General features: G+C 67.8%; 14 protein-coding genes. 8 read left to right on the forward strand and 6 right to left on the reverse strand.

The window, feature by feature from the left end; genetic code table 11:
• The 8 genes from mutS to phoB form a co-directional block, all read left to right on the forward strand.
• Positions 1–1,547 (forward strand): DNA mismatch repair protein MutS (mutS, locus tag JX613_RS10940; RefSeq protein ID WP_207101498.1); only part of this gene is annotated, 1,547 nt, incomplete at its 5' end.
• On the forward strand, positions 1,544–2,659 hold the full coding sequence (gene aroC / locus JX613_RS10945; RefSeq protein ID WP_207101499.1) for a chorismate synthase: 1,116 nt from the start codon (positions 1,544–1,546) through the stop codon (positions 2,657–2,659). The genes mutS and aroC, both read left to right, overlap by 4 nt.
• A 126-nt stretch (positions 2,660–2,785) precedes the next feature.
• Entirely contained in the window at positions 2,786–3,814 is a 1,029-nt protein-coding gene (locus tag JX613_RS10950; protein WP_207101500.1) for a substrate-binding domain-containing protein, read from the forward strand.
• A gap of 61 nt (positions 3,815–3,875) precedes the next feature.
• Positions 3,876–5,081 carry a phosphate ABC transporter permease subunit PstC gene (pstC, locus tag JX613_RS10955; RefSeq protein ID WP_207101501.1) on the forward strand — a complete coding sequence of 402 codons (1,206 nt, stop codon included), beginning with the start codon at positions 3,876–3,878 and terminating at the stop codon, positions 5,079–5,081.
• Positions 5,078–6,412, forward strand: coding sequence for a phosphate ABC transporter permease PstA (gene pstA / locus JX613_RS10960; protein WP_207101502.1), 1,335 nt, complete (start codon positions 5,078–5,080; stop codon positions 6,410–6,412). The genes pstC and pstA overlap by 4 nt, the downstream gene beginning before the upstream one ends.
• Positions 6,413–6,433: 21 nt before the next feature.
• Positions 6,434–7,234 (forward strand): phosphate ABC transporter ATP-binding protein PstB, encoded by an 801-nt coding sequence (pstB, locus tag JX613_RS10965; RefSeq protein ID WP_207101503.1) that lies wholly within the window; start codon positions 6,434–6,436, stop codon positions 7,232–7,234.
• A 17-nt stretch (positions 7,235–7,251) separates the two neighbouring features.
• Positions 7,252–7,971: a phosphate signaling complex protein PhoU gene (phoU, locus tag JX613_RS10970; protein WP_207101504.1), complete on the forward strand. Its 720-nt coding sequence runs from the start codon at positions 7,252–7,254 to the stop codon at positions 7,969–7,971.
• A gap of 4 nt (positions 7,972–7,975) precedes the next feature.
• A complete protein-coding gene (gene phoB, locus JX613_RS10975) occupies positions 7,976–8,665 on the forward strand; it encodes a phosphate regulon transcriptional regulator PhoB (protein ID WP_207101505.1) in 690 nt (229 codons plus the stop codon).
• Positions 8,666–8,668: 3 nt separating this feature from the next.
• Here the strand turns inward: phoB and JX613_RS10980 are convergent, their stop codons facing one another.
• From JX613_RS10980 to dnaJ, 6 genes are all read right to left on the reverse strand, one after another.
• Entirely contained in the window at positions 8,669–9,544 is an 876-nt protein-coding gene (locus JX613_RS10980) for a ribokinase (RefSeq protein ID WP_207101506.1), read from the reverse strand.
• A gap of 109 nt (positions 9,545–9,653) precedes the next feature.
• The gene (locus JX613_RS20180) at positions 9,654–11,072 is read right to left on the reverse strand and encodes a cytochrome c1 (protein WP_207101507.1); all 1,419 of its coding nucleotides are present in this window, start codon (positions 11,070–11,072) and stop codon (positions 9,654–9,656) included.
• A 13-nt stretch (positions 11,073–11,085) separates the two neighbouring features.
• The gene (gene petB, locus JX613_RS10990; RefSeq protein ID WP_207101508.1) at positions 11,086–12,408 is read right to left on the reverse strand and encodes a cytochrome b; all 1,323 of its coding nucleotides are present in this window, start codon (positions 12,406–12,408) and stop codon (positions 11,086–11,088) included.
• Between the two features lie 12 nt (positions 12,409–12,420).
• Positions 12,421–12,981, reverse strand: coding sequence for a ubiquinol-cytochrome c reductase iron-sulfur subunit (petA, locus tag JX613_RS10995; RefSeq protein WP_207101509.1), 561 nt, complete (start codon positions 12,979–12,981; stop codon positions 12,421–12,423).
• 262 nt (positions 12,982–13,243) lie between these two features.
• Positions 13,244–14,011, reverse strand: coding sequence for a RadC family protein (gene radC, locus JX613_RS11000; protein WP_207101510.1), 768 nt, complete (start codon positions 14,009–14,011; stop codon positions 13,244–13,246).
• A gap of 48 nt (positions 14,012–14,059) precedes the next feature.
• A complete protein-coding gene (gene dnaJ, locus JX613_RS11005; RefSeq protein WP_207101511.1) occupies positions 14,060–15,214 on the reverse strand; it encodes a molecular chaperone DnaJ in 1,155 nt (384 codons plus the stop codon).
• Between the last annotated feature and the right edge of the window lie 72 nt (positions 15,215–15,286).

A 15,286-nucleotide genomic window follows, 5' to 3' on the forward strand; every position in this document is an offset into this window, starting at 1 on the left:
CGCGCGATCTGGCCGCGATCCGGGCGGGGCTGGCGCAGGGCGCGGCCATCGCGGCGCGGCTGCCGGGGGATGCCGCGCCGGTGCTGGCCGAGGCCGCGCGCGACCTGACCGGGCACGATGATCTGATCGGCCTGCTGGACGACGCCTTGGTGGCGGAACCCCCGCTGCTGGCCCGCGATGGCGGCTTTGTGGCTGCGGGCTACGACGACGATCTGGACCAGACGCGGCGGCTGCGTGACGAAGGCCGGGGCGTGATCGCCGGGATGCAGGCCGATTATGCGGCGCTGGCGGGCGTGCAAAGCCTCAAGATCAAGCACAACAACGTCTTGGGCTATTTCATCGAGACGACGACCACCCATGCCGAACGCATGATGGCGCCGCCGCTGAACGCGACCTTCATCCACCGCCAGACCACCGCCAACCAGATCCGCTTCACCACCGTGGAATTGTCGGAGCTTGAGACGCGGATCCTCAACGCCCGCGACCGCGCGCTGGAAATCGAGCGGGCCATCTTTGACCGCCTGCGCGCGGCGGTGCTGGACCGCGCCGCCCCCATCGGGCAGGCCGCCCGCGCGCTGGCCGAGATCGACCTGGCCGCAGCCTTTGCCGACATCGCCACGGGCGAGGGGTGGACGCGGCCCCTGGTCGATGACAGCCGCGCCTTCGTGATCGAAGGGGGCCGCCACCCGGTCGTGGAACGCGCCCTGAAGCGCAAGGCGGAAAGCTTCGTCGCCAATGACTGCGCCCTGACCGAAGGGGAAACCCCGGCGATCTGGCTGCTGACCGGCCCGAACATGGCGGGTAAATCCACCTTCCTGCGCCAGAACGCGCTGATCGCCGTGCTGGCGCAGGCGGGGGCTTTTGTCCCCGCCCGCCGCGCCCATATCGGCCTGGTCAGCCAGTTGTTCAGCCGCGTGGGCGCCGCCGACGACCTCGCGCGGGGCCGGTCCACCTTCATGGTCGAGATGGTCGAGACCGCCGCGATCCTCAACCAAGCCGACGACCGCGCCCTGGTGATCCTGGACGAGATCGGGCGCGGCACCGCCACTTGGGACGGGCTGTCCATCGCCTGGGCGGTGATGGAGCATCTGCACGCCGCCAACCGCTGCCGCGCGCTGTTCGCCACCCATTACCACGAGATGACGGCGCTTTCCGCCAAGCTGGACGGCGTGGAAAACGCCACCGTCGCCGTGCGCGAATGGGAAGGCGAGGTGATCTTCCTCCATGAGGTTCGCAAGGGCGCGGCAGACCGCAGCTATGGCGTGCAGGTCGCGCGTCTGGCGGGGCTGCCTGCATCGGTGGTCGAACGCGCCCGCGCCGTGCTGGACGCGCTGGAATCGGGAGAACGGGACGGCGCGGCCCGTCCCGCCGCCCTGATCGACGACCTGCCCCTGTTCCGCGCCGTGCCGCCCGCGCCTGTTGCGCCCAAGCCCAAGGAAAGCCCGCTGGACGCGCGCATGAGGGACATCCACCCCGACGCCCTGACCCCGCGCGAGGCGCTGGAACTGATCTATGAACTCAAAGCCCTGACCGGAGAGACTGCATGAGCTTCAACACCTTCGGCCGCGCGTTCCGGTTCACCACTTGGGGCGAAAGCCACGGCCCCGCCCTGGGCGCCACCGTCGATGGCGTGCCCCCCGGCGTGGCCCTGGACGAGGCCTGGATCCAGCAATTCCTGGACCGCCGCCGCCCCGGCACGTCGAAGCACACCACGCAGCGCCGCGAAGCCGACCAGGTCCGCATCCTGTCGGGCACCTTCGAGGGCCGCACCACCGGCACGCCGATCCAGTTGATGATCGAGAACACCGACCAGCGGTCCAAGGATTACGGAGAGATCGCCCAGGCCTTCCGCCCCGGCCATGCCGACATCACCTATCACCTGAAATACGGCCATCGCGATTATCGCGGCGGCGGCAGGTCAAGCGCGCGCGAAACCGCGGCGCGGGTCGCGGCGGGCGGCGTGGCGCAGGCCGTGCTGCGCGACCTGCTGCCCGACCTGCGGATCACCGGATACATGGTGCAGATGGGGACGCTGCACCTGGACCGCGCGAAGTTCGACGCGAATGCTATCGGCGACAACCCGTTCTTCCTGCCCGACGCCAGTGCCGTGGACCAGTGGTCCGACTACCTGGACGGCATCCGCAAGGCGCAGGACAGCGTCGGCGCTGCCGTCGAGGTGCTGGTCGAGGGCTGCCCGCCCGGCCTCGGCGCGCCGGTCTATGCGAAACTGGACACCGACCTGGCCGCCGCGATGATGTCGATCAATGCCGTGAAGGGCGTCGAGATCGGCGAGGGCATGGGTGCCGCCGCCCTGACCGGCACCGACAATGCCGACGAGATCCGCATGGGCAACGATGGCCCGATCTATCTGTCCAACCACGCGGGCGGCATCCTGGGGGGCATCAGCACCGGCCAGCCGATCGTGGTCCGCTTCTCGGTCAAGCCGACCAGTTCCATCACCACCCCCCGCCGCACCATCGACCGGCAGGGCCGCGAGATCGACCTCATCACCAAGGGCCGCCATGACCCCTGCGTGGGCATCCGCGCCGTGCCCGTGGCCGAGGCCATGGCCGCCTGCGTGATCCTGGACCACCTGCTCATGGACCGCGCCCAGACCGGCGGGCAGCGGGGCCGGATCGGCGCATTGCCGGAAAACTGACGCGGGACTGTCAAAAACCGGCCCGCTGTCATAAAAGGGTCACGCTTCTTTCGCACAAGCGTCACCACGGACGCTTAGGTCACGCCTAGCCCCAGCCTTTGGGCGTGAAGAAAACAGGAGAGATCCATGTCCACCGTGAAACTCACCGTCTCAGCCCTGGCCGTGATCGCCGCCTCGGCCACGGCTGCGGCCGCCCGCGACCAGATCCAGGTGTCGGGGTCGTCCACCGTGCTGCCCTATTCCACCATCGTGGCCGAACTGTTCGGTGAGAACATGGATTTCCCCGTCCCGGTCGTCGAATCCGGCGGCACCGGCGGAGGCTTGCAGAAATTCTGCGAGGGCGTGGGTCCGAACACCATCGATATCGCCAATGCCAGCCGCCCGATCCGCGACGCGGAACGCGACACCTGCACCGCCAACGGGGTGACCGACATCATGGAAATCCGCATCGGCTATGACGGGATCGTCTTCGCCAATGCCGCAAGCGGCCCGGACTTCGCCTATACCCCCGCCGACTGGTTCAACGCCCTGTCCGCCAAGGTGGTGCGCGACGGCCAGGTCGTGGACAACACGGCCGCCAACTGGTCGGACGTGAACCCCGATCTGCCCCGGCAGGAGATCCTGGCCTTCATCCCCGGCACCAAGCACGGCACCCGCGAGGTCTTCGAGGAAAAGGTGATCCTGGCCGGTTGCGAGGAATCGGGCGCCATGGAGGCCTTCACCGCATCCGGCATGGACGAGGACGCGGCCGAGGAAGCCTGCACCACGCTGCGCACCGATGGACGCGCCGTGGACATCGACGGCGATTACACCGAAACCCTGGCCCGCATCCAGTCCTCGCCGGGCGGGATCGGCGTGTTCGGCCTGTCCTTCTATGAGAACAACACCGACAAGCTGAAGGTCGGCACCATCGGCGGCGTCACGCCGTCCACGGAAACCATCGCCTCGGGCGAATACCCGGTGTCGCGGCCGCTGTTCTTCTATGTGAAGAAGGCGCATATCGGCGAAATCCAGGGCCTTCAGGAATTCGTCGAATTCTTCGTGGCCGACGAGATCGCCGGTCCCGATGGCCCGCTGGCCGAATATGGCTTGGTCTCGGATCCGGATCTGGCCGCGACCCAGGAAGCCGTCGCCGCCGGGACGACCCTGCAATAACGCCCGGGCGGCACGGGAAAGCCCGTGCCGCCTTTCCGCTTTTCCGTGAAGGACCGCCCGAATGCCGCTGTCATGGGCCATTCTTGCAACATTCCTGCTGGCCGCCGCCGGTTACATCGTCGGCCGCAGCCGCGCCTTCGCCTCGGCCGGGCCGGACGCGCGCCAGTTGCACAGCCGCCCGACCTATCACGGCGCCAGCGTCGCCCTGACCGCGCTGCTGCCGCCGCTGGCGGTGCTGGCCGCAGGGTCGATGCTGCGCCTGGCGGGCGTGCTGACGGTCGGGGCCATGCCGGTCATCGGCATCCTGGCCCTGGTCGCCGCGATCGCGGGCCTTGGCATCGGCGTCACGCGGATCGGCCAGGGCTACCAGGCCCGCAACGCGGTCGAGCGCATGGTGCTGGGCCTTCTGATGCTGTGTTCGCTGATCGCCATCGTGACCACGCTGGGGATCATCCTGTCGCTGGTCTTCGAGACCGGACGCTTCTTCCAGCTTTACGACTGGAAGACCTTCTTCTTCGGCACCGAATGGACGCCGCGCTTCCAGGGCAATTCGCAACTGGGCATCGTGCCGCTGCTGTGGGGCACGCTCTATGTCTCGGCCATCGCGCTTCTGGTGGCGGTGCCCATCGGGCTGTTCGCCGCCGTCTACATGTCCGAATACGCGTCCCGCCGGGTGCGCGGCGTCGTGAAACCGGCCATCGAGGTTCTGGCGGGCATCCCCACCATCGTCTATGGCCTGTTCGCGCTGATCACCGTGGGGCCGCTGCTGCGCGATTACTTTGCGCAACCGCTGGGGCTCGGCAATTCGGGCACCTCGGTCCTGACCGCCGGGCTGGTCATGGGGATCATGCTGATCCCCTTCGTCAGCTCGCTCAGCGACGACATCATCAACGCCGTGCCGCAATCCCTGCGCGACGGGGCGCTTGGCCTGGGGTCCACCCCGTCGGAAACCGTGCGCCAGGTGGTGCTGCCCGCGGCCCTTCCGGGCATCGTCGGCGCGGTCCTTCTGGCCGCCAGCCGCGCCATCGGGGAAACCATGATCGTGGTCCTGGGCGCCGGGGCCGCAGCCCAGATGAGCCTCAACCCGCTGGAGGCGATGACCACCATCACCGTCAAGATCGTCAGCCAGCTGACCGGCGACAGCGACTTCAACTCGCCCGAGACGCTGGTGGCATTCGCCCTGGGGCTGACGCTGTTCGTCATCACCCTGGCGCTGAACGTGGTTGCGCTGATCATCGTGCGCAAATATCGCGAGCAATACGAATGACCGATAATCCCGACCGCAAGCCCGCATCCCTGTTGCGGCAGGATGCGCGCACCAGGGCCCGCAACGCCGCCGAGAGACGCTTTCGCTGGTATGGCATCGGGGCCATCGCCATTTCCATGATCGCGCTTGTGGTGCTGCTGGCGACGATCCTGACGGACGGGGCGGGGGCCTTTCGCCAGACCTACCTGAACATCCCCGTCACGCTGGACGCAGCCGTCCTGGACCCCAAGGGCAACCGCGACCCGGCCGAAATGGCCAAGGTGCTGACCCTGACCTATGGCAAGGTGCTGGACAAGGCGGTGGGGGATGCCGTCGCGCGCGAGGCCATCCAGGTCGAGGGATTGACGGAGAAGGACATCAAGGGGCTGGTTTCCAGGGAAGCCTCGGCCCAGGTGCGCAACCGCGTGCTGGCCGAACCCGAGCTTGTCGGCCAGACCGTCGCATTCGACGTGCTGACCGGAGGCCGCATCGACGGCTACTTCAAGGGCCGCGTGACGATGGAAAGCGCGGAGCGCGACAGCAACACCTCGCCCCGGCAGTTGCAACTGGCGCAGGCGCTGGCCGACCGGGGGATGATCGTCACCCGCTTCAACTGGAACTTCCTGAGGCTTGCCGACGCCTCTGACCAGCGCCCCGAGGCGGCGGGCGTGGGCGCGGCCATCGTGGGGTCGTTCTACATGATGCTGGTGGTGCTGGTGCTGGCGGTGCCCATCGGCATCGCGGCCAGCATCTATCTGGAGGAATTCGCCCCCAAGAACCGCTGTACCGACATCATCGAGGTCAACATCTCGAACCTCGCCGCGGTGCCCTCGATCGTCTTCGGGATCCTGGGGCTTGCGGCCTTCATCAACTTTGCGGGCCTGCCGCAATCGGCGCCCATCGTGGGCGGGCTGGTGCTGACGCTGATGACCCTGCCGCGCATCATCATTCCCACCCGCGCCGCGCTGAAGGCCGTGCCGCCGTCGATCCGCGACGCGGCCCTGGGCGTGGGCGCGTCGAAGATGCAGTCGGTCTTCCACCATGTCCTGCCGCTGGCGACGCCCGGCATCCTGACCGGCATGATCCTGGGCCTGGCCCAAGCCCTGGGGGAAACCGCGCCCTTGCTGCTGATCGGCATGGTGGCCTTTATCCGCGACATCCCCTCGGGGCTGCCATCAGGGCTGTTCGACCCGGCATCGGCCCTGCCGGTGCAGGTCTATAACTGGACGCAGCGGTCGGATCCGGCCTTCATCGAGCGGGCATCCGGGGCGATCATCGTGCTGCTGGTCTTTCTTCTGTGCATGAACGTGCTGGCCATCTGGCTGCGCCGCAAGTTCGAGCGCCGCTGGTAAACGCCCCAAGGGAACCCCCATATGTACGATACGAACCGCCGCGTGGAGAATGCCGTGACCCCCGACGACATCAAGATCCAGGCCCGCAAGGTGCAGGTCTATTACGGCGACAAGCACGCGCTGAAGGACGTGGACGTGGACATCCTGGACAAGACCGTGACGGCCTTCATCGGCCCTTCGGGCTGCGGCAAGTCCACCTTTCTGCGCTGCATCAACCGCATGAACGACACCATCCCCATCGCCCGGGTCGAGGGCCGGATCCTGCTGGACAACGAGGACATCTATGACCGCCGGGTGGATCCCGTGCAATTGCGCGCCAAGGTCGGCATGGTCTTCCAGAAGCCGAACCCGTTTCCCAAGTCGATCTATGACAACGTGGCCTACGGCCCCCGCATCCATGGCCTGGCCCGCAACCGCGCCGAACTGGACGGCATCGTCGAAGGCGCCCTGCGCGGCGCGGCCCTGTGGAACGAGGTCAAGGACCGGCTGGGGGAACCCGGCACCGGCCTGTCGGGCGGCCAGCAGCAGCGGCTGTGCATCGCCCGCGCGGTCGCCACGTCCCCCGAAGTCCTGCTGATGGACGAACCCTGTTCTGCGCTGGACCCCATCGCCACCGCCCAGGTCGAGGAACTGATCGAGGAACTGCGCAGCCGGTTTTCCGTGGTGATCGTCACCCATTCGATGCAGCAGGCCGCGCGCGTCAGCCAGAAGACCGCCTTCTTCCACCTGGGCAACCTGGTCGAATACGGCGACACCGACGACATCTTCACCAGGCCGAAGGACAGCCGGACCGAGGCCTATATCTCGGGCCGGATCGGCTGACACAGGGGGCAGGACACATGAACCGCGAGAAGCACATCTCCTCGGCCTTCGACCGCGACCTGGAAACGATCCAGGCCCTGGCCGTCAAGATGGGCGGCATGGTCGAGGCCGCCATTTCCGATGCCGCCACCGCGCTGGAAACCAGCGACGTGGACCTGGCCGAACAGGTCCGCCGCCGCGACAAGGCCATCGACGCGCTGGAACTGCAGATCAACGAGGACGCGGCCCGCCTGATCGCCCTGCGCGCCCCCACCGCCACCGACCTGCGCATGGTGCTGGCGGTGATGAAGATCGCCCATGCGCTGGAACGGGTGGGCGATTACGCCAAGAACATGGCCAAGCGCACCCATGTGCTGTCGCAGATGCCCCCCATCGACGGCGCGGGCCTGGCGCTCCGCCGGATGAGCGGGGCGGTGGGCAAGATGGTCCAGGACGCGCTGGACAGCTATATCCGCCGCGATGCCGGGCTGGCAGGCGACGTGCGCCAGCGCGACCTGGAGGTGGACCAGATGTACAACGCCCTGTTCCGCGAATTCCTGACCCACATGATGGAAGACCCGCGCAACATCACCGCCTGCATGCACCTGCATTTCATCGCCAAGAACGTCGAACGGATGGGCGATCTTGCCACCGCCATCGCCGAACAGGTGATCTATCTGGTCACGGGCGAGTTGCCCGACGAAAGCCGCCCCAAGGACAACAGCGTGCCGGGGATCAGCCCCGACACGGGGGGCTGACGCGATGGCACGCCAATCCCCCTGCGTCCTGGTGGTCGAGGACGAGGGCGCGCAGCGCGAGGTGCTGCAATACAACCTTGAGGCCGAGGGCTTTGCCGTCGTTGTCGCCGACAACGGAGAGGACGCGCTGCTGCTGGTGCAGGAGGAACAGCCCGACCTGATGGTGCTGGACTGGATGCTGCCCAGGGTGTCCGGCATCGAGGTCTGCCGCCAGGTCAAGGCCGATCCCGCCACCCGGTCGATCCCTATCATCATGCTGTCCGCCCGCAGCGAGGAAACCGACCGGGTGCGCGGCCTGGAAACCGGGGCCGACGATTACGTGGTGAAGCCCTATTCCGTGGTGGAACTGATGGCCCGCCTGCGCACGCAGCTGCGCCGGACGCGGCCCGCCAGCATGGGCGAACGGCTGTCCTTTGGCGACATCATCCTGGATGCCGCCGAACACCGCGTCTTCCGCGCGGGCCAGGCGCTGCACCTGGGCCCGACGGAATTCCGGCTGCTGTCCACGCTGATGGAAAAGCCGGGCCGGGTCTGGACGCGCGAACAGTTGCTGGACCGGGTCTGGGGGCGCGACATCTATGTGGACACGCGCACCATCGACGTGCATGTGGGCCGCCTGCGCAAGGCCTTGATGCAGAACGGCGGCGACAACCCGGTGCGCACGGTGCGCGGCACGGGCTATTCGCTGGGCTAGGCGTCAGGTCCGGTTGGCAAGGAAGGCCAGCACCTCCTCCAGTCCGGGGATGGCATCGCCCGCCCCGTGCCGCGTGACCTTCAGGGCGGCCGCGCCCGCCGCCAGCCGCAGGGCGGCGGGAACCTGATCCCCCCGGTCCAGGCTTGCGGCGAAATAGCCGGCAAAGGTGTCGCCCGCCCCCGTCGTATCGACCGGATTGACCGCAAAGGCCGCCTGCCTGTGGAGGGTGCCGGTGGTCAGGTCGCGGTATTCCGCCCCCTCGGCCCCGCGCGTGATCAGCAGGCCCTGGACCGGCAGGTCGCCGGGAATGGCCGCGAACAGTTCGGCGGCCTCGCCCGCGTTCATGGCCAGGATCGTGGCATGGGGCAGGATGGCGCGGACCGCCGCGATGTCGAAGGGCGCGGCGGAATAGATCACGCGGGCGCCCGCCTGCCGCGCGATCCGCGCGGCCTCGACCTGGCAGCTGGTTTCGTTCTGGATCAGCAGCGTGTCCTGCGGCTTGATGGCCGACAGGGGCTTTTCCAGCATGGCGGGCGTGATGGCCCGGTTGGCGCCCGGATGGATGACGATGGCGTTCTCGGCCTGGCGGTCCAGCAGGATATTGGCGTGGCCGGTGACCTCGCCCGGCAGGCGGGCAATGGGGGCGGTGCAGATGCCCCGGTCGGCCAGCCGCTGGATCACCCAGTCGTCGCCCGCGCCCATCGCCCCCAGGTGATGCGTGATGGCCCCCGCGCGGGCGGCTGCGATGGACTGGTTCGCGCCCTTGCCGCCCAACCCCTGCGCATAGCCGAGGGCGGCCAGCGTCTCGCCCGGGCGGGGCAGGTGGTCCAGCCGATACACATGGTCGATATTGATCGAGCCGAGGTTCCAGATTGCCATGGAATGGATGCTCCCTTTTCGAGGGGCGATGTTGCCGGAACCGGGCGGCTTGTCCAGCAATGAAAAACGCGCCCCAAAGGGGGCGCGTCGGGATCGTCGAAAAGGCCGATCAGTGTTTTTGATGCAACTTGCGCTTGTGCGGCGCCCAGAGCCGCTTGTTCGTCAGATACAGCAGCGAGGTCAGCGCGACCAGCAGCAGCACCGACACCAGCCCCACCTGCTTGCGATGGGTCAGCTTGGGTTCGGCGGTCCACATCAGGAAGGCCGACACGTCGCGGGCCATCTGATCGACCGTCGCGGGCGTGCCGTCCGCATAGGTGACCAGGTCGTCCGACAAGGGCGGCGGCATGGCGATGTTGCCGCTGGAGAAGGCGGTGTTCTGATACAGCACGGTGCCCGCCTGCTCGATCTCCTCGCCCGTGTAGCCGGTCAGGATCGCGTGGATGTATTCCGGCCCGCCGATGCCGTTCACCAGCTGGCTGATCCCGGTGCCGTAGGGGCCGTGGAAGCCCGCGCGGGCCTTGGCCATCAGCGACAGATCCGGGCCCATGCCCTCGCCCGTGATGGTGGGGAAGTGGTCGGTGGGCAGGCGGGGACGTTCCTCGCCGGTCTCGGGATCCAGGACCGGGTTCAGGTTGGCGGCATAGGCGCGGACCTGATCCTCGGGCAGGCCGGGGCCGCCGTCGTCATGCAGGGTGCGGATCGGCACGAACTTCATGCCGTGGCAGGACGAGCAGACCTCGGTATAGACCTGCAACCCGCGCTGCAGCTGGAACTGGTCGAACTTGCCGAACGGACCCTCGAAGCTGTAGGCGATATCCTCGATATGCGGGGCGCCGTGGCTGGCGGCGGCGGCGTGTTCTTCCCCGCCCTCGGCATTGTCGGGCTCGGCATCGCTTGCGGCATCCTCGGGCGTGCCCTCGATGTCGTCATGCCCTTCGGGGGCCACCACCGTGCCCGTGGTCTCGGCCGGAACGGCGGCCTCGTCGCCTTCGGTCAGCTGGACGGCGTCACCGGCAGGCTCGGCACCGGCATCGGCATCGGCATCGGCCGCAGGATCGGCGGCCGGGGCTTCGGCGGCTGCCGGGGCAGTTTCCGCCCCAGCGTCGGCGGCGGGCGCTTCCTCGGCCGCCGGAGCGGCCCCGGTGTCGCCTTCGGCAGCAGCGTTCCCGCCTGCGTCCGGCGCGGTTGTCACCGCGGGAACCTCGGGGGCTTCCATCGGGGTCTGCTCACCCGCGTTCTGGGGCGAGGTCGGCTCGGACGACTGGGTGGGCGCGGTCGCGCGTTCGCCGGTGGGGGACAGGCCCGATCCGGCCTCGACCGTGGCGTCGGGCGAGGTGGCCGGGGCGGGGGTCGCATCCGCCTGCCCGGCGGGGGCCGGGGTGGCTGCGGGTTCGGACGATTGCTGCGTTCCGGTCCCCTGGGCGGGGGCCGGGGCGGGCGTGGCCGCGTCCTGCGCAAGGGCCGCGCCCCCGGCAGAGATCGCCAGGGCCAGCGCCGCCGAGAGCGTCTTGGTTCTCAGGATCATTCTATCGCTCTCCTTACTCGGCCATGCGCGTGGGCGCTTCGTAATGGGCCAGGTAGTCTTCCTCGATGGTGGCGGGCATCGGCTCGGGCTTCTCGATCACGCCCAGCAGGGGCAGGATGACCAGGAAATAGGCGAACCAATAGGCCGAGGCGATCAGCGAGATCGAGGCATAGGGTTCCTCGGCCGGCATCGCGCCGCACCACATCAGCAGCATGAAGTCAAAGGCCAGCAGCCAGAACCACCACTTGAACTGCGGGCGATAGCGGCCCGAGCGCACGCGGCTGGTGTCCAGCCAGGGCACCAGCGCCATGACCAGGATCGCGCCGAACATCGCCAGCACGCCGAAGAACTTGGCGTCGATGATGCCGAAGGACAGGAACTGGACGATCTGCACGATCCAGACATCCGCCGTGAAGGCGCGCAGGATCGCGTAGAAGGGCAGGAAGTACCATTCCGGCACGATATGGGCGGGCGTCGCCAGCGGGTTCGCCTCGATATAGTTGTCGGGGTGGCCCAGGTAGTTCGGCATGAAGCCCACCACCGCGAAGAACACGACCAGCACCACGCCAAGCGCGAACAGATCCTTGAGCACGAAATAGGGCCAGAAGGGCAGGGTGTCCTTTTGGGCGTCTTCCTTGCTGGTGCGGCGCACCTCGACCCCGGTGGGGTTGTTGTTGCCGGTGGTGTGGAAGGCCCAAACGTGGACGATCGCCAGGCCCAGGATCACGAAGGGCAGCAGGTAGTGCAGCGAGAAGAAGCGGTTCAGCGTGGCGTTGTCCACCGCCGGTCCGCCCAGTAGCCATTGCTGGATCGCGCCGCCCACGCCCGGGACCGCGCCGAAAAGGCCGGTGATCACGGTCGCGCCCCAGAAGGACATCTGGCCCCAGGGCAGCACATAGCCCATGAAGGCCGTGGCCATCATCGCCAGATAGATCAGCATCCCGATGATCCAGGTGACTTCGCGCGGCGCCTTGTAGCTGCCGTAATACAGGTTGCGGAAGATGTGCAGGTAAACGGCCACGAAGAACAGCGATGCGCCGTTCGCGTGCAGATAGCGCAGCATGTAGCCGCCGTTCACGTTCCGCATGATGTGTTCGACCGAGGCAAAGGCCATGTCCACATGCGGCGTGTAGTGCATCACCAGCACGATGCCGGTGACGATCTGCAGCACCAGGCAGAACATCAGCACGATGCCCCAGATCCACATCCAGTTCAGGTTCTTCGGGGTGGGGATCATGATCGTGTCATAGATCACCCCGGCGATCGGCAGGCGGCGGTAAAGCCACTTTTCAAAGCCCGTCCTGGGCTCGTAATGGTCGTGCGGAATTCCGGCCATCGAGATCCCTCCTCAGCCCAGCTTGATGGTGGTGTCGTCGAGGAACTCGGCGACGGGAATGTGCAGGTTCTGCGGGGCCGGGCCTTTGCGGATCCGCCCGGCGGTGTCGTAATGGCTGCCGTGGCAGGGGCAGAACCAGCCGCCGAAATCGCCCGCGCCGTCGCCGATGGGCACGCAGCCCAGATGGGTGCAGACGCCGATCTGGACCAGCCATTCGCCGGCCTCGTCCAGGGTGCGGTTCTGGTCGGTGGCTTCCAGCGTCGGGTCGTTGGCGTTCTGCGCGCTCTGGTCGATGAGGTCGGTCAGGGCGACGGCGCGGCCGGCCTCGATCTCCTCGGGGGTGCGGCGGCGGATGAACACGGGCTTGCCCAGCCACTTGACGGTCAGCTGGGTGCCTTCCGCGACCCCGCTGACATCGACCTGGATGGAGGCCAGGGCCTGCACGTCGGCCGAGGGGTTCATCTGGTTCACAAGCGTCCAGGCGGCGGCTCCGGCGGCCACCGTGCCTGCGCCCGCCGTGGCATAATAGAGGAAATCCCTCCGGGTGCCTACGTGGTCATCTGCGTGGGACACGGGTGTATTCTCCAATTCGGGCCGGATTGGCCGGCCGATACGACAATCCGGGCCGCGTGTGATCGCAGCCTTCGCGGGGGCGGTTCTAGCCTTCAATTCCTTGTCAGTCCAGCCGGTAAGCCAGCCTGCCCTGGGCCATCGACCAATCTGTGTTGGAAAATTGCCGCGGGCATTTCGTCGCAGGCGGGGGCGGGCAGGGGGCTTTCAGCCCCCTCGGCCGCAAGCGGCCTTCACCCCCGAGGATATTTTCATGAAGAAGACGTCAAAGCAGGCCCTGGCTGCGGAAGCTGAGTTCGCGCGACTTGCCGATGATCAGGTGGTCGTGGATGGTGATTCCCATGCTGTCGGCGGCCTGGGCGATGCGGGCGGTCATGGTGATGTCCGCGTCCGAGGGGGTCGGATCGCCCGAAGGGTGGTTGTGGACCAGAATCAGGGCCGAGGCGTTCAGTTCCAGCGCGCGGCGGATGATTTCGCGCGGATAGACAGGGACGTGATCGACGGTGCCGCGGGCCTGTTCCTCGTCCGCGATCAGGACGTTCTTGCGGTCGAGGTAAAGGACGCGGAACTGCTCGATTTCCCGATGCGCCATGGCGGTGTGGCAGTAATCCAGCAGCGCGTCCCAGCCGGACAGCACCGGGCGGTGCATCACCTTGGCGCGGGCCATGCGCTGCGCCGCCGCCTCGACGATCTTGAGTTCGGTGACAACGGCAGGGCCGACGCCCGCGACCTGTTCCAGGCGCGCGGCGGGGGCGGTCAGCACGCGGTTGAAATCCCCAAAGGTCTCGATCAGGCGGCGGGCCAGGGGTTTCACGTCCTGGCAGGGGATGGCGCGGAACAGGACCAGTTCCAGCAGTTCGTAATCGGGCATGGCGCCCGCGCCGCCCGTCATGAAGCGGTCGCGCAGCCGGGCGCGGTGATCGGCCAGATAGGACGGCGCCTTGCCGGGGGGCAGCGGCGCGGGGACCGCCTCGTCCATGGCGGGCTGGAACAGCGGCAAGGGCATTTCGCCAAAGGTGCGATTCGGGTCCATGGCAGCAGCATGGACCCGGGCCGGTGAAGAAACGGTTAACGGGGCCTGTCAGCCCCGCATCCCGTCCCAGAAGCTTTTCACCTTGTTGAAGAAGCTGTCCGACTGCGGGCTGTTGTCGGCCTGCTCGGCCTCGAATTCCCGCAGCAGCTCGCGCTGCCGGGCGGTCAGGTTCACGGGGGTTTCGACGACCAGCTCGATCAGCATGTCGCCCGCCTCGGCCGTGGCGCCGGGGCCGTGGCGCAGGGGGGGCATCCCCTTGCCGCGCAGGCGCATCTGGCGGCCCGACTGGCTGCCCGCCGGAACCTTCACCCGGGCGCGGCCGCCGTCGATGGTGGGCACCTCGACCTCGCCGCCCAGGGCGGCGGTGGCCATGCTGACCGGCACCTGGCAGGCCAGGACCTTGCCGTCGCGCAGGAAGATCGGGTGTTCCTGGACCTCGATGAAGATATAGAGATCGCCCGCAGGCCCTCCGCGCAGGCCCGCCTCGCCCTCACCGGCCAGGCGGATGCGGGTGCCGGTTTCGACGCCCGCCGGGATGTTCACCGACAGGGTGCGTTCGCGTTCCGTGCGTCCCGCGCCGTGGCAGGCCTTGCAGGGGTTCTTGACGATCTGGCCCTGGCCGCCGCAGGTGGGACAGGTGCGCTCGACGGTGAAGAAGCCCTGCTGGGCGCGGACCTTGCCCATGCCCGCGCAGGTCGGGCAGGCGGTCGGCTGGGTCGCGCCCTCGGCCCCGGTGCCCTCGCATTCCTCGCAGGCGACGGATCCCGGGACGGTGATGGATTTCTTCAGGCCCGCATAGGCTTCTTCCAGGCTGACACGCAGGTTGTAGCGCAGATCCTGGCCGCGTTGGGCGCGGGACCGGCCGCCGCCCCCGCCGCGCCGGCCCATCATGTCGCCGAACAGATCCTCGAAGACATCGGCGAAGGCGGTGCCGAAATCGCCGGGATGGGCGCCGCGCCCACCGAAACCGCCGCCGCCTTCGAAGGCGGCATGGCCGAAGCGGTCATAGGCGGCCTTCTTCTGTTCATCCTTGAGGCAATCGTAAGCCTCGTTGACGTCCTTGAAATGCGCCTCGGCCTGGGGATTGTCCTTGTTGCGGTCGGGATGAAGCTCCTTCGCCTTCTGGCGATAGGCCTTCTTGATCTCCTCGGCCGATGCCCCGCGCGTCACGCCCAGAACCTCGTAATAGCAACGCTTGGCCATCTTTTGTCCTGTCTGGTTCCCCAACGAAACGGCCGGCCCGCGTCATCCCGCGGACCGGCCCCGAAAGGGTGC

Origin of the sequence: Paracoccus shandongensis (assembly GCF_017315735.1) — a bacterium.
Taxonomy (GTDB): domain Bacteria; phylum Pseudomonadota; class Alphaproteobacteria; order Rhodobacterales; family Rhodobacteraceae; genus Paracoccus; species Paracoccus shandongensis.

What these genes read in the sequence shown, in the direction of transcription:
- radC (WP_207101510.1), bottom strand. Translation starts at nt 14,011, where the DNA reads ATGGACCCGAATCGCACCTTTGGCGAAATGCCCTTGCCGCTGTTCCAG.
- pstC (WP_207101501.1), top strand. Translation starts at nt 3,876, where the DNA reads ATGCCGCTGTCATGGGCCATTCTTGCAACATTCCTGCTGGCCGCCGCC.
- JX613_RS10950 (WP_207101500.1), top strand. Translation starts at nt 2,786, where the DNA reads ATGTCCACCGTGAAACTCACCGTCTCAGCCCTGGCCGTGATCGCCGCC.
- petB (WP_207101508.1), bottom strand. Translation starts at nt 12,408, where the DNA reads ATGGCCGGAATTCCGCACGACCATTACGAGCCCAGGACGGGCTTTGAA.
- phoU (WP_207101504.1), top strand. Translation starts at nt 7,252, where the DNA reads ATGAACCGCGAGAAGCACATCTCCTCGGCCTTCGACCGCGACCTGGAA.
- dnaJ (WP_207101511.1), bottom strand. Translation starts at nt 15,214, where the DNA reads ATGGCCAAGCGTTGCTATTACGAGGTTCTGGGCGTGACGCGCGGGGCA.
- phoB (WP_207101505.1), top strand. Translation starts at nt 7,976, where the DNA reads ATGGCACGCCAATCCCCCTGCGTCCTGGTGGTCGAGGACGAGGGCGCG.
- aroC (WP_207101499.1), top strand. Translation starts at nt 1,544, where the DNA reads ATGAGCTTCAACACCTTCGGCCGCGCGTTCCGGTTCACCACTTGGGGC.
- JX613_RS10980 (WP_207101506.1), bottom strand. Translation starts at nt 9,544, where the DNA reads ATGGCAATCTGGAACCTCGGCTCGATCAATATCGACCATGTGTATCGG.
- pstA (WP_207101502.1), top strand. Translation starts at nt 5,078, where the DNA reads ATGACCGATAATCCCGACCGCAAGCCCGCATCCCTGTTGCGGCAGGAT.
- JX613_RS20180 (WP_207101507.1), bottom strand. Translation starts at nt 11,072, where the DNA reads ATGATCCTGAGAACCAAGACGCTCTCGGCGGCGCTGGCCCTGGCGATC.
- pstB (WP_207101503.1), top strand. Translation starts at nt 6,434, where the DNA reads ATGTACGATACGAACCGCCGCGTGGAGAATGCCGTGACCCCCGACGAC.